Raw genomic sequence first — 14213 nt, forward strand, 5'->3', positions numbered from 1 at the left:
CAGATGCCGCGCACGTATCTGTTACGCAATCATCCTATGTCCCGACGCAATCCTTGGCCAACCGCCCGCGCTACGCCCTGAGCACAACGGGGCACGCGCCCGCGCCGCACACAGAGTAATACGTCATCCGGTCAGCTCGGTTACCGATCTCATCTCGCATCATGAGACACTGCACCGCGGCGCGCATGCCATTCGCGCTCATCCTCCCCGTCGCGGACCGGCGGCATTCCGCGCGCCCACCACACTTCGTGATGGCCCGGCATTGTGCGCACATGCTCGCGGAAGCGGATTGTGCGAGGCGCGCTCATGTCACGGGTTATCCCGCCGTGCATGAGCACTCCGTACATCTCCAGGAAGCGGCATATGGCCGGCGGCCACGCAACGTGCCCGGCGGCGTTTTGCGCGGATGCCCACACCTCCGTGCCATACGGGGTTTCCGGCGCCGAGCGCGAGTCGAGATCGCGGTTAAGGCTACAGCGCGTGAAGATCGCCGCCGGCCTTTAGGCGCCCGGATTTCCGTCATGGCGCGTTCCATGAGCGCGACGCTTGTCCGTGACGGTGGGCGAATGACGGGGCCCCGCGGGCAATCCGGGCGCCTCGCGGCGAGAAGCGTGCGTTCAATGAGGTATGGCCACGCGGCGCATTCGGACACGCCGGGCGCGGCGCCATCTCATATGCGGGCGTCTCATCGCGGAAACGGGGCCGGGAGCCGGACCGAACCCGCGACCAAAACGCCCGCATATGGACGCGTCGGCCGATCATCATCCGGGCCGTCCCGCCATTCGAAACGGCCCGGACACGATCATGCGCTTATGGCGGTCGCCGGGGTCCTAGGCGAACGGCATAAGCGCATGGTCGAGCAGCGGGCTCTCCTAGTGAGCCTGCTCGTACTTCTCGACGACGGTGGAGGCGATGCGGCCTCGCTCGCTGACGGGCAGGCCGTGGGCCTTGGCCCACTGCCGGATCTCCGAGCTCTTCTCGCGACTCATCGCGCGGTTGCCGCCGCGGCCACGCCGACGCGTGGTGACGGCACCGGCCCTGCGCGCGTGCTGCACGAAAGGCGTGAGCGCGTCCCTCAGCTTCTTCGCGTTAAGGTCGCTGAGGTCAATCTCATAGGAGGAGCCGTCAATAGCGAAGCTGACCGTCTCATTGGCCTCGCCCCCATCGAGGTCATCGATGAGAATCTCCTGGATCTGCTTGGCCATCTACGCAATCCTTTCGCGGAGCATTGTTTCATTCGCCAGCCCAAACATATACCCGGAAAGGCGTGGAGACAATTCAGCGCTACGGGGATTCGGCTGACTAGCCGATCAGTTCTGGCCCTCGGCCTGATCCTCACGGTTTCGCCGGTCGCCAAGGGCCTCCGACCGGACCAACTTCACGACGCCAAAGATGAAGGCGCCGCCCACCACCACCGGGGGGATGAGCGCTGACAATACGTCTGTAAGGGCTTCCATTCGTCCTCGCCTCCACGGCTGACGGGGTTTCGGGGCGCTTTAAGCGCGCGGAGCGCCTCCAGGAGGGAGCGCTGCGGGCCCCTCATGGTGCGCAAGGCGACAACCGCCCGCACCCGACCATAGCGGCACACAGATGCCCTACGTGTCGCAGGGACACCAACATCCAGCAACCCGGACGCCCCATAGCCTAATGCCAGTCTCTCCAGGCTCCTTACCGGATCATGGGAAAATTTTGCGAAAGACATCCGTGCAGGTGCGGATGGCTCAGCGAAGATCTTTAACCACGCGCGTTCCGGCCAGTCTGTCATGCGGCCCACGCTCCAGCGGCTTGTCGATCAGGATGAGCATACCGACACCGAACAGCAGCATTCCGGCCACCAGATTGGCCACCGGAATGCCCATGAGCATGACAGGTCCCGGATAGACCAGGGAGCGTTTGAGCAGAGCACGGGCCGGAACATCCCGCGGCACCAGGCGGATCCGCATGATCGCCTGGCCGAACGTGCGGCCGTGCCGCCAATGCGCCCACCAGTCGTAGCCCGTATAACCCAGCCCCGCGACCGCCCACGCGAGCACTCCGGGCAGCCGGCCGTCGAACACCTCCATCATGCCGACAGTCCGGAAGACAGCCCATAGCGCAATGAACAGAATGTAATAGGCGACGCCGAAGACGAGCGCTTCAATGAGCCGAGCAGCCAGCCGTTCCCACCATTCCGCGGGCACCGCGTCCGCCCACGGCGACGTCCCGGCCATAACCCTCACCTCGCGACATCGACGGCGGAGAGCCCTACATTCCGCACCTACCCTCACATACAAAACAGAGGCCGACGGGAAGCCGGCCCCTGTTTCGCGGTTCTGCCGATTACTTGATCTTGACCACCACGGTGTTCGCGAACTTGTCCGCGAACGTCTGCTGCAGCGGCTTGTCCCAGAGCATCGAAGCGCCGTTCAGGGCGCAGACGAGGCCCGCCAGCATGGTGCCGAACGGCAGGAAGTAGAGGATGTAGGCGCCCCAGGTCACGCCGGCCCGCTTGATGGCGGCGTCGCCGGGCAGGCCGCCGGGGGGCATCATCTGACCCACCGGCACGACCTTGATCCCCATGATCATCTTGCCGACCGTCTGACCCTTCATCTTGTGCATGAGGAAGTCGTAGCCGACGTAGACGGCGGTGAGGACGATGGCCAGCACGATGTTGAGCGCGAACGAGCTGAACATCCCCGACGTGGCGCCGCTGGTCGAGTCGTAGCTGACCAGGAACAGCGTCGTGAGCAGGAGCGACACCACGAACATCACGACGCCGAACAGGACGCCGTCGACGAGTCGCGCCACCAGACGCTGCCACCACTCCGCCAGCGGGGCGGGAGCCCCCGGCGGCTGCACGCCGACCGGGCCGTAGCCCGGCTGGCCGTAGGGAGCCTGGCCGTAGCCGGCCTGCTGCGGCTGCCCGTAGCCCTGCTGGCCGTACTGCTGGTCGCCGTACTGCTGGCCGTAACCGGGCTGGGCGTAACCGGGCTGGGACTGCTGCGGCTGCCCGTAGCCCTGCTGGCCGTAGCCGGGCTGGGACTGCGGCTGCTGACCGTACTGCTGGTCGTACTGCTGACCCGACTGGGGCTGCTGACCGTACTGCTGGTCGTACTGCTGACCCGACTGGGGCTGCTGACCGTACTGCTGGTCGTACTGCTGACCCGACTGGGGCTGCTGACCGTACTGCTGGTCATACTGCTGACCCGACTGGGGCTGCTGGCCGTAGCCCTGCTGCTGGCCGTACTGCTGGTCGTAGCCGGGCTGTTGCTGCTGCCCGTAACCCTGCTGCTGGCCGTAACCGGGCTGGGACTGCGGCTGCTGGCCGTAGCCCTGCTGCTGACCGTACTGCTGGTCGTAGCCGGGCTGTTGCTGCTGCCCGTAACCCTGCTGCTGGCCGTAACCGGGCTGGGACTGCGGCTGCTGACCGTACTGCTGGTCGTACTGCTGACCCTGCTGGGGTTGCTGGCCGTAGCCCTGCTGCTGGCCGTACTGCTGCTGGCCGTAGTCGGGCTGGGACTGGGGCTGCTGGCCGTACTGGGGTTGCTGGCCGTAGCCCTGCTGCTGGCCGTACTGGGGTTGCTGGCCGTAGCCCTGCTGCTGACCGTACTGGGGTTGCTGGCCATAGCCCTGCTGCTGACCATAGGGGGGCTGTTGCCCGTAGGCGTCGTCCGCCCGGTAGCCGACCACAGTGACGTCGGGGTCGGGCTCGCCGGGGTGGCGGCCCGGAGCCTGCTGGCCGTAGTGGGGAGGCGCAGCGTTCTCGCCGGATTCGTCTTGTGGGTACGGCGGCTGTCCGGTGCTCACCGTGTCACCTCGCTTCGAGTGCGCGCGTGGCACGTGTCAGGACACATGCCTGTGCTGCCCAACGTATCGACATAGGTATCAACAATCACCTTTCCATGTGGTCAAGGTCCGCGTCACCCGACGACAGATGGAGCAGCATGCGGGTGTTGCCCAGGGTGTTCGGCTTGACGTGTTCCAGGTCGAGGAACTCCGCTACACCCTCGTCATACGAGGCCAGCAGCTCGGCGTAGACCTCGGGGGAGACCGGCGTGCCCTGGATGCGGCGAAAACCATGCCTCGCGAAGAAGTCGACCTCAAAAGTAAGACAGAATACACGTTGCAGACCAAGATCTTTGGCCTGCTGGATGAGCGCTGAGACGATCCGGTGACCGACGCCCGCGCCGCGGCATTCGGGATCGACGGCCACCGTGCGGACCTCTGCGAGGTCCTCCCAGAGCACGTGGAGCGCGCCACAGCCGACGATCTGCCCGCCACGCTCGGCCACCCAGAACTCCTGCACGTCTTCGTACAGCGTCACCGTGGCCTTCTTCAGGAGCCGCGAGCCCGCGCCCGCATAGGTGTCGACCAGGCGCCTGACCCCCCGCACGTCCGGCGTGCGCGCACGCCGGACCACCACCGCGGTCTCGGGCACAGTCAGTTCGGCCACCTGCTCCATGGCTCTCCAGAGTACAGATGTCATTACGGCTCGGACCTAACTCACATCTCTCCGCCCATCCTGTTACATCTCGTGGCCGAGCGAGCACGGCGTCGCGCCGGGCGATCGTTCGGGAGTAAGCGCCACATACGGTCACTCCTGCCCGACTGGCACCGAGACCACCTCGTGACCCTTCGGTTGCGAAACCTCTACGGAGTTGGCAGTTCTGGTTGAGCAGGAACCCGGAGTGCATTAGTGTCCAGCGACGATGATCCCCGCGTGTCGCGCGCGGGGGGAAGCACGCTCAATTCCCTCAGGGAAGCCGGGGACCCGCCGGTGGCGACCGCCACCACGGGGTGAATCCGAGTTTTTCGGTAGGGCTGCTCCGGCCCGAACCCGTCAGCTAACCCGGTAGGCGTCTATGAGAGGAGCCTGGTTGGTGAAGCGCACGTTCAACCGTGGGAGGAAGTCGGCGGGCAAGCACGCCCGCCCCCCGGAACGCGCCCTGTCGCGTCACCGCCTCGGTGTGGCGAGTTTCACAGTCGCCGCGCTGCTGTTCTCGGTTCCCACCGTCCCGGCGTCCGCCGACCCCAAGCCCTCGCTCAAAGACCTCGCCACGCGGGTCGAGAAAATGCACGTCGAGATCGAGACGCTGACCGAGCAGTACAACGGGCAGCGGGAGAAGCTGAAGACGGCCAAGAAGGCCGCCGAGGCCGCGCAGAAGACGCTGACGGCCAGCGAGACAGACCTGGCGGCCAAGCGCGCCAAGGCCGTCCTGCTCGCCCAGAACGCCTACATCACGGGCGGTCTGAGCCGTGCGCTGGCGTTCACCTCCTCCGAGGACCCCGGCAACTTCCTCGACCGCGCCGCGACCACGTTCGCGATCGAGCAGCGGCAGGGCGAGGAGCTCAACCAGCTCACCAAGGCCAGGAAGGCCGCCGAGCGCGCCAGGGCGAGCGCCAAGTCGCGCATCAGCGAGGTCGAGAAGATCGTCAAGGACCTCGACGCCAAGCGCGGCAAGATCAGCAAGCTGGTCGCCAAGGTCGAGAGCAACCTGTTCAGGCGGGCGCTGGGCGAGGCCGGTCGTCCCGGCACCCGCGCCACCCGCGTCAACCTGCCGATCGCGGGCACCGGAAAGGCCGCGCAGGCGGCACGGTGGGCGCTCACGCAGCAGCTCAAGCCGTACGTCTGGGGAGCAGAGGGTCCCGGCTCCTACGACTGCTCCGGCCTGGTGATGGCGGCCTACCAGCGGGTGGGCATCTCGCTGCCGCACTACACAGGCAACCAGTGGACGGCCGGGCGGCACATCTCACGCGACGAGATGCGTCCAGGCGACCTGGTGTTCTTCTACAGCGACCTGCACCACGTGGGCATCTATCTGGGCGGCGGCATGATGGTGCACGCCCCTCGGACGGGTGATGTGGTGCGGATCGCGTCGATCGAACGGCGGCCGTTCGCGGGCGCGGTGCGTATCGCCGACTGAGTTCTGCACGTGGAGGCCCAATGAGTGGGCACCAGTGCGCGGGTGCCGCTAGATCAGCTGGCGGCGTGCCGCCCACGCCACGGCCTCGATCGCGGTGGCGACGCCGATGCGGTCGCAGATGCCGCGCAACCTCCGGCGTACGGTGCGGCCGCTGATGTCCAGTCGCCTGCCCACCCGATCGACCGTGACTCCTCTGGCGAGTTCCGCCAGTAACGCCAGATCCGCATGGCTCAGCTCAACGCCTTCTGTGAGCACTTCCATCGGGAGCCCTCCCCCCCAACAGCAGGCCTGGACCCTCTTAGCCAGGCCACAGCCGCTCCTCGCAGACGGTAAACGCATCATGGAAAGGTCGTCAAGCATGACGATCGCCGCTCTTGACCAGCACCGTTGACATGATCCGCCACGGGTTGCCGGGGCTCGTCCGCCGGCAGACCTCGCCGCCCGACGTACGGTCCGCGCGCCCTCTCGGTCAGGCCCGGCCCGGCGCCGATCGGTCCTGCCGGCGTCCCGGTTTTTGATCCATCCGCGCGCGATTTACTGCATGATCCATACGTACGGGCGGGAACGCTCAGCCGCTCTTCACCACGGGCGGCGGCACGCGGCAAGCCAGGAGTAACCTTATTTCCGGACCTGAGCGTGCATCACCGTCATGATGGACCCAGCGCTGCCGGACGTCCCTCGCAGAACTCGCACACTCGCGCGCCACTCGCCCGCGGTCTTGACCCGATGCTGACAAGCCCGGCCCCGATCCCGGGGCAGGACGGCCGATCGTCCGTCACCGCTTCCCCGGCACGACGGAGTGCCCGCCCGGCTCGCCGCGCGCGGGCACCCCGCCGCAACCGGTGCGGCGGGATGCCACGTGGCCTCAGTGAGTGGGCTTGACCAGGGGGAACAGGATGGTCTCGCGGATGTTCTTACCGGTGAATGCCATGATCATCCGGTCGATCCCGGCGCCCATGCCGCCCGTCGGCGGCATCGCGTATTCGAGCGACTGCAGGAAGTCCTCGTCGAGCTGCATGGCCTCCGGGTCGCCGCCCGCGGCCAGCAAGGACTGCTCGACCAGGCGGCGGCGCTGCTCGATGGGGTCGTTGAGCTCGGAGTAGCCGGTGCCCAGCTCGGTGCCGAACCCGATGAGGTCCCACTTCTCCGTGACCAGGGGGTCGTCGCGGTGCTGCCGGGCCAGCGGCGAGGTCTCCAGCGGATAGTCCATGACGAACGTGGGCTGGATGATCGTGTGCTCGACGAGCGCCTCGAAGAGCTCCTGCACGAGCTTGCCCGCGCCCCACTTCGGATCCCAGGGGATCTCGCGCCGGTCGGCGATCTTGCGCAGCTCTTCGAGCGAGGTCGAGGTCGTGATCTGCTCGCCGACGGCCTCGGACACCGCGCCGTAGAGGGTGACGCGCGGCCACTCGGGGATGCCCAGGTCGACCTCGACACCGTCGTGCACGACCACCGAGGTGTCCAGAGCGGCCACGACGGCCTTCTGGTACATCCGCTGAGTCAGGTCGGCGATGCCGTTGTAGTCGAGGTAGGTGCCGTAGGCCTCGACCATGGTGAACTCGGGGTTGTGCGTCGAGTCGGCGCCCTCGTTGCGGAAGTTGCGGTTGATCTCGAAGACCTTCTCGATGCCGCCGACCACGAGCCGCTTGAGGTAGAGCTCGATCGCGATGCGGAGATAGAGCTCCATGTCGTAGGCGTTGATGTGGGTCTTGAACGGCCGGGCCGTGGCGCCGCCGTGGATCGGCTGCAACATCGGCGTCTCGACCTCGAGGTAGCCCTCCTCGTGCCAGAAGTCGCGCACCGCGCGCACGGTGGCGCTGCGGACCCTGGCCATCTTCCTCGACTCGTCGTTGACGATCAGGTCGACGTAGCGCTGGCGGACCCGGGCCTCCGGATCGGTGAGCCCGACGTGCTTCTCCGGCAGCGGGCGCAGGCACTTGCTGGTGATCTGCCAGCTGTCGGCCAGCACGGACAGCTCGCCCCTGCGCGAGGTGATGACCTCGCCGGTCACGCCCACGTGGTCGCCCAGGTCGACGTCGTGCTTCCAGCGGGCCAGCGAATCCTCGCCCACCTTGTCGAGCGAGATCATGACCTGCAGGTCGGCGCCGCCGTCGCGGAGCGTGGCGAAGCAGAGCTTGCCGCCCACGCGGTTGAGCATGACGCGGCCCGCGACCGAGACCGTGTCACCGGTGGCGGTGTCGGGCTCCAGGCCCTGGTATTTCTCCCTGACCTCGGCGTTGGTGGCCGTGCGTGGGAAAAGCACCGGGTAAGGGTCGACGCCCTCGCTGCGAAGGCGGTCGAGCTTCTCCCTCCGGATGCGCATCTGCTCGGGAAGTTCGTCGCTCACAACAACAAAGGGTAGGGGATCCGGCGAACCGCAGTGACTCGTCCAGGTCTCACGCCACGTTGCGGTGGTAGATCAGCCGCAGCCCGATGAGGGTCAGCCACGGCTCGTGCACGTCAATCAAGCGCGACTCGCCCACCACCAGCCCCGCGTGCCCGCCGGTGGCCACGACCGTCACCTCGTCGGGGTCGTCGGCCAGCTCCGCGGCGATGCGCTCCACGATGCCGTCGACCTGGCCGGCGAAGCCGTAGATGATGCCGGCCTGCAGGGCCTCGACGGTGTTCTTCGCGATCACCGAGCGGGGGCGTACGAGCTCGACCTTGTGCAGTTGTGCCCCGGCGGCGGCCAGCGCGTCGACCGAGATCTCGATGCCGGGCGCGGTGACCGCGCCGACGTATTCGCCCTTGGCCGACACCGCGTCGAACGAGGTCGCGGTGCCGAAGTCGACGATGACGCACGGGCCGCCGTACTGGTCGATGGCCGCCAGCGCGTTGACGATGCGGTCGCTGCCGACCTCCTTGGGGTTGTCCATGCGTACGGGGACGCCGGTGCGGATGCCCGGCTCCACGATCACCGCGGTCACGTCGCCGTAGTAGCGGCGGCACATCTCGCGCATCTCGTTGAGCACGCTCGGCACGGTGGAGCAGATGGCGATGCCGTCGATGTCGGCCCCTTTGAGCAGCGGCGACTGCGTCAGCAGACCCTGCAGCACGACCGCGATCTCGTCGGCGGTGCGGCGGGCGTCGGTGGCCAGCCGCCAGTGCTCGATGACGTCCTCGCCCTCGAACAGCCCCAGCACCGTGTGCGTGTTGCCGACGTCGATCGTGAGCAGCATCAATTACCCCCGCAGATCAAGTGCGATGTCCAGGGCCGGCGCCGAGTGCGTAAGCGCTCCCACCGCAAGGTAGTCCACGCCAGTGTCAGCCACATCACGAGCCGATTCCAAGGTCAATCCCCCGCTTGCTTCAAGGGCAACCCTGTTTCCCACCTGCTTTTTCACGATTTGTACGGCACGCGCGGTGTCCTCGATCGTGAAGTTGTCCAGCAGGATCTCCTCGGCACCCTCGTCCAGCACGGCCTCCAGCTGGTCCAGCCGGTCGACCTCCACCTCGATCGGCAGGTCGGGGTAGCGCTCCCGCACCGCCCTGAACGCCTCGGCCACGCCCCCCGCCGCCACCACGTGGTTGTCCTTGATCAGGGCGGCGTCCGACAACGACATCCGGTGGTTCACGCCGCCGCCGCAGCGCACGGCGTACTTCTCCAGCGCCCGCAGCCCCGGCAGCGTCTTGCGGCTGTCGCGCACGCGCGCCGCCGTACCGCTGATCGCCTCGACCCACCTGCCGGTCAGCGTGGCCACCCCGGACAGGTGCGTGAGCAGGTTGAGCGCGGTGCGCTCGGCCGTCAGCAGCGCCCTGACCGGCCCTTCGACGGTCATCAGCACGTCGCCCGCCCGCACCCGGTCACCGTCCTTGGCCCCGCGCTCCGAGCGGTCCGCCCCCAGCCGGACGAACACCGCCTCGGCCACGGCCAGCCCGGCGACGATGCCGTCCTTGCGGGCCACCACGTCGGCGACCGCGTGCCGGTCGGCCGGGACGGTGGCCAGGCTCGTCACGTCGCCCTTCTGCCGCAGGTCCTCCTCCAGCGCCCGGTCGATCAGCGCGTCCACGGCTACCGGATCGAGCCCGGCCGCGGTCAGCTCCCGCGCCGCGGCCTCGCGGTCACCGATCCGCCGCGAACTCGCGTCCTCATGAGGTGTGTACGTCATGCGCGGGCCCTCCTCCGTCAGGGTCACGTCCAGGTGACCCAGCCATTCGTCGTCGTCGCGGGTGCCGTGGTCCTCGCGCCAGTGCGAGCCACGGGTCTCGAGCCTGGCCGTCGCCGCGCCGGTGAGCACGGTGGCGACGGTGAGCAGGTTGGTGGCCTCCCACGACTCGGTGCACGCGGGCACCGCGACGGGTGTCCAGCGGGCGTCCCGCAGCGCCTTCGCCGTGAGGAGCAGCGACTCGCGGCTGCGCAGGACGCTCGCCCCCATGCTCATGTGGCCCTGAATTCTGGGGCGCGTCCGCGGGTCCACCAGCCCGGGCGCCGCCTCCCCGTCCACCGGCTCTCCCGGCTCGGGGCGTACGCGGTGGATGTCCTCGGCGATGCGCTCGGCGAAGACGAGGCCTTCGAGCAGGGAGTTGGAGGCGAGCCGGTTCGCGCCGTGCACGCCCGTGCAGGCCACCTCGCCGCACGCGTACAAACCTTCGATGGAGGTGCGCCCGCGCAGGTCCGTACGGACACCGCCGCTGGCGTAGTGGGCGGCCGGAGCGACGGGGATCAGCTCGGCGGCCGGGTCGATGCCGTGCTCGCGGCAGACGGCGTAGATCGTGGGGAAGCGGGCCTGCCACGTGTCGCGGCCGAAGTGGCGGCCGTCGAGGTAGACGTGTTCGTGCCCGGTCTCGCGAATCCTCCGCATGATCGCCTTGGCCACGACGTCGCGCGGCGCCAGGTCGGCCAGGTCATGCTCGCCGCGCATGAACCGTTCGCCCTCGTGGTCGACCAGGAACGCGCCCTCGCCCCTGACCGCCTCGGAGATCAGCGGCTGCTGCCCGGTCGATGCGGGGCCGAGCCACAGGACGGTCGGGTGGAACTGCACGAACTCGAGGTCGCGCACCACGGCCCCGGCCCGCAGCGCCAGCGCCACCCCGTCGCCGGTGGATACGGCGGGGTTGGTCGTGGCGGCGTAGACCTGGCCCATGCCGCCGGTGGCCAGCACCACGGCTCTGGCGCGCACCGCGCCCACCCCGTCACGCGCGCCCTCGCCCATGACGTGCAGCGTCACGCCCCTGGCCCGGCCCTCGGCGTCCTTGAGCAGGTCGAGCACCAGGGCGTGCTCGATCACCTCGATCGATCCCGCGCGGACCGCCTCGACGAGCGCCCGCTGCACCTCCGCGCCGGTGGCGTCGCCGCCCGCGTGCACGATCCGGCGCCGGCGGTGGCCGCCCTCCCTGGTGAGCTGGAGCTCGCCGCCGGAGGTCCGGTCGAACCGCGCGCCGCGGGCCATGAGCCGCCGCAACGCGCCCGGCCCCTCCGTCACCAGCGTGCGCACGGCCGCCACGTCGCACAACCCCACCCCGGCGAGCAACGTGTCGCTCAGGTGCTGGTCGGGGGTGTCCTGCGGGTGGAGCACGGCCGCGATGCCGCCCTGGGCCCACCGGGTCGAGCCGGCCGACAGCACGTCCTTGGTCACGACCAGGACCTTGGCCGCCGGCTCCAGCTCGGCGTAGCGCAGGGCCGCGGTCAGGCCCGCGATGCCCGACCCCACGACGACCACGTCGGCCTCGACGGTCCAGCCTGGCGCGGGGGCGGTCAGACGCAGGGGAATCGCCGGTGCACTCATGGGGGTCTCCTCGCTTGGGCGATCTCGTCATTATGACGATAACCCCTCGCTCGTGATGGCCTCGCCCCGGGGTGCCCGCAGGCTCAGGCGCGGGTCAACGTCACGCTGACGTTGTCGATCAGGCGCGTCGCCCCGACCCTGGCGGCCACCGCGAGCACGGCCATGCCTTCGTACGAGTCGTCCGCCTCGGCGAAGGTGGCCGGGTCGACGAGGACCAGGTAGTCGACGTCAAGGCCGGGCCCCGCCGTGTCGAGCACCTCCCGCGCCGCCGCGCGGATCCTGGACGGCGTGAGCTCGGCCGCGCCGGCCCGCAGCGCTCGCGAGAGCGCCAGCGCCACCCGCCGGTCGTCGTCGGACAGGAACCGGTTGCGGCTGGACAGGGCCAGGCCGTCGGGCTCGCGCACGGTGGGCACGTCGAGGATCTCGATCGGCAGGTCGAGATCGGCGACCATGCGGCGGATGAGGGCGAGTTGCTGGGCGTCCTTCTGCCCGAACACCGCCCGGTCGGGCTGGACCACGTTGAACAGCTTGAGCACCACGGTGAGCACCCCGTCGAAGTGACCGGGCCGCGCCGCGCCCTCGACGAGCTCGCCCATCCGGCCGGCGGAGACGCTCACCTGGCGGTCGGGCGCGTACATGTCCTCGACGGCCGGATGGAAGACGACGTCGACCCCCTCGGCCCGGCACGCGTCGAGATCCGCCTCGAATGTACGGGGATAACGCGAAAAATCCTCATTAGGGGCAAATTGCAGAGGATTGACGAAGATGCTGACCACGACATGATCGGCACGAGCGCGCGCCTGCCTGATCAGCGCCTTGTGCCCCTCGTGCAACGCGCCCATGGTCGGCACCAGGGCCACCTCGCCACCACCACGCGCCTTGACCAGGTCTTCCCGGTTTCTGGCGACGATCAGCTCCATCATGCCCCTTCGTGCCACTCCTCCAGGCGACGGCGCTCCTTCGTGGCGCGTCAAGTCCATATATTGCCCCCCAGCGCGTCGAGGAGCCGCTCCGCCTCCTCGGGTTTGAGCAGGCCCGCGGCGAGCGCCCGGTCGGCCGTGAGCCTGGCCAGCGCGATGTAGGCGTCGGCCGCCTCGGGAGCGGCCAGGATCAGCGCGTCGACGTGCTTGCGCACGGTGCCGGCGTCGCCGCGCACCACAGGGCCGGTGAGCCCGGCGATGCCGAGCCGCAGCACGTTGTCGAGCGCGGCGCCGAGCAGCGGCCCCAGCATCCGGCCGGGGTGGTCGACGCCGATGCGTACGAGCAGGTCGGACGACTCGGCGATGAGCGTGACCATGTGGTTGGCCGCTCCCGCCAGCGCCGCGTGGTAGAGCGGGCGATCGGCGTCGGCGATCCAGACCGGCTCTCCGCCCATCTCGATCACCAGGGCCTCGGCGATGGGACGCAGCACGTCGGGCGCGGTCACGCCGTAGGAGATGCCGGTGAGCTTGTTGAGGTCGTCGTCGCGGCCGGTGAAGGTCATCACCGGGTGCAGCGCGAGCGGCAGGGCGCCGGCCTCGGCCGCCGGGTCGAGTACCGACAGCCCGTACGCCCCGCTGGTGTGCGCCAGCAGCTTGCCGTGCAGGTCGGCCCCCGTGGACGCCAGCCCGTTGACCAGGTCGGGCAGCGCGTCGTCCGGCACGGTGAGCAGGATCAGCTGGGCCGCGGCCACCACCTCGTCGGGCCGGACCGGCGTGACGCCGAGCCGGTCGGCGGCCCACCGTTGCGAATTGTCGGACACCCCGCTGGCGGCCACCACCCGGTGACCCGCCTGCGCCAGCGCGGCGCCGAGGGCAGAGCCGACCTTGCCCGCTCCGAGCACGCCGACGGTCAGCCGTGCCGGGCGATCACCCGCGTCCATGACCTCACCCCTGTCGACTGCGAACGAGAAAGCCGCTGCGCACTGCCGCTCACGGGTCTCGACCAGGGACGGCAGCTCGCTGATGCGGGCCTCTTCTTCGGTGATGGCGTTGCCGACCAGGGTAACGGCCTCCTGGAGCCGAGCATGTGACCGTGCCTTTGCCGCGCGTTGAGTTAACGACAAAAGCGACAAGGGCATACAAAAAACGCACCCCCTGTCGGAAGAGATGAGGAGAGGGGTTCATCGCATGGCAGCGGGCGCCGAGTCACCTGGACCCGACGCCCGCGAAAGATGGGAATCCCTTGGAGGTGCACCGGGCCGGCCGACCGCCGACTGACCGACCCGGACGGACCCGGGCCGGCCTGCGCCGGCCCGGGCTCGCCTCACTCAGTGGTGGCTGGGCACGTGGGCGAAGGCGCCGCCCTTGCAGCCGGCGAGGGCCCCGCCGATCACGGCCACCGCGTTGCCGCAGACGTTGACCGGGATGGCGATGGGCAGGTGCAGCTGGTTGCCCGAGGCGATGCCGCCTGCGCCACTGGTGATGTCGGCGTGCGCGGGGGCGGCGAGGGACAACATCGCGACGGCTCCGGCGACGACCATGGCCTTCTTCAGCATGAGGGCTCCTCTCGATTGCGCGGCCGCCTTGAGGGCCGCAGGACATGCTCGACCAAGGGAACGGAAAGTGGCCCCTCGGTGACATTGTGTCAACAGTACCTCAAGCCA

Annotated in this window: 12 protein-coding genes and 1 riboswitch; of the genes, 1 reads left to right on the plus strand and 11 read right to left on the minus strand. The window is 68.9% G+C overall.

Going from position 1 to position 14213, the window contains the following annotated elements:
* Positions 1–872 precede the first annotated feature (872 nt).
* From ACTWPV_RS25095 to ACTWPV_RS25110, 4 genes are all read right to left on the minus strand, one after another.
* Entirely contained in the window at positions 873–1205 is a 333-nt protein-coding gene (locus ACTWPV_RS25095; protein ID WP_132332025.1) for a histone-like nucleoid-structuring protein Lsr2, read from the minus strand.
* Positions 1206–1721: 516 nt separating this feature from the next.
* Entirely contained in the window at positions 1722–2210 is a 489-nt protein-coding gene (locus ACTWPV_RS25100; RefSeq protein ID WP_443153654.1) for an RDD family protein, read from the minus strand.
* A gap of 109 nt (positions 2211–2319) precedes the next feature.
* A complete protein-coding gene (locus ACTWPV_RS25105; protein WP_443153655.1) occupies positions 2320–3786 on the minus strand; it encodes an RDD family protein in 1467 nt (488 codons plus the stop codon).
* An 85-nt stretch (positions 3787–3871) separates the two neighbouring features.
* Positions 3872–4441: an amino-acid N-acetyltransferase gene (locus ACTWPV_RS25110; protein ID WP_347648000.1), complete on the minus strand. Its 570-nt coding sequence runs from the start codon at positions 4439–4441 to the stop codon at positions 3872–3874.
* Positions 4442–4711: 270 nt separating this feature from the next.
* Positions 4712–4853: riboswitch (cyclic di-AMP (ydaO/yuaA leader) on the plus strand.
* 93 nt (positions 4854–4946) lie between these two features.
* Between ACTWPV_RS25110 and ACTWPV_RS25115 the strand changes: the two genes are divergently transcribed.
* Positions 4947–5903: a C40 family peptidase gene (locus ACTWPV_RS25115; RefSeq protein WP_443153656.1), complete on the plus strand. Its 957-nt coding sequence runs from the start codon at positions 4947–4949 to the stop codon at positions 5901–5903.
* Between the two features lie 48 nt (positions 5904–5951).
* On the opposite strand, the gene ACTWPV_RS25120 is transcribed toward ACTWPV_RS25115, so the two are convergent.
* The 7 genes from ACTWPV_RS25120 to ACTWPV_RS25150 form a co-directional block, all read right to left on the minus strand.
* The gene (locus ACTWPV_RS25120; RefSeq protein ID WP_347619962.1) at positions 5952–6164 is read right to left on the minus strand and encodes a LuxR C-terminal-related transcriptional regulator; all 213 of its coding nucleotides are present in this window, start codon (positions 6162–6164) and stop codon (positions 5952–5954) included.
* 604 nt (positions 6165–6768) lie between these two features.
* Complete coding sequence (lysX, locus tag ACTWPV_RS25125; protein WP_443153657.1) at positions 6769–8250, minus strand: bifunctional lysylphosphatidylglycerol synthetase/lysine--tRNA ligase LysX; 1482 nt, start codon at positions 8248–8250, stop codon at positions 6769–6771.
* A gap of 49 nt (positions 8251–8299) precedes the next feature.
* Positions 8300–9082 carry a type III pantothenate kinase gene (locus ACTWPV_RS25130; RefSeq protein ID WP_347648003.1) on the minus strand — a complete coding sequence of 261 codons (783 nt, stop codon included), beginning with the start codon at positions 9080–9082 and terminating at the stop codon, positions 8300–8302.
* Positions 9083–9085: 3 nt separating this feature from the next.
* A complete protein-coding gene (locus ACTWPV_RS25135) occupies positions 9086–11629 on the minus strand; it encodes an L-aspartate oxidase (RefSeq protein WP_443153658.1) in 2544 nt (847 codons plus the stop codon).
* An 83-nt stretch (positions 11630–11712) separates the two neighbouring features.
* The gene (panC, locus tag ACTWPV_RS25140; RefSeq protein ID WP_443153726.1) at positions 11713–12549 is read right to left on the minus strand and encodes a pantoate--beta-alanine ligase; all 837 of its coding nucleotides are present in this window, start codon (positions 12547–12549) and stop codon (positions 11713–11715) included.
* 50 nt (positions 12550–12599) lie between these two features.
* A complete protein-coding gene (locus ACTWPV_RS25145) occupies positions 12600–13490 on the minus strand; it encodes a Rossmann-like and DUF2520 domain-containing protein (RefSeq protein WP_347648005.1) in 891 nt (296 codons plus the stop codon).
* A gap of 387 nt (positions 13491–13877) precedes the next feature.
* Positions 13878–14105 carry a chaplin family protein gene (locus ACTWPV_RS25150; protein WP_132510477.1) on the minus strand — a complete coding sequence of 76 codons (228 nt, stop codon included), beginning with the start codon at positions 14103–14105 and terminating at the stop codon, positions 13878–13880.
* Positions 14106–14213 lie beyond the last annotated feature (108 nt).

Origin of the sequence: Nonomuraea sp. KM88 (assembly GCF_052245635.1) — a bacterium.
Classification (GTDB): domain Bacteria; phylum Actinomycetota; class Actinomycetes; order Streptosporangiales; family Streptosporangiaceae; genus Nonomuraea.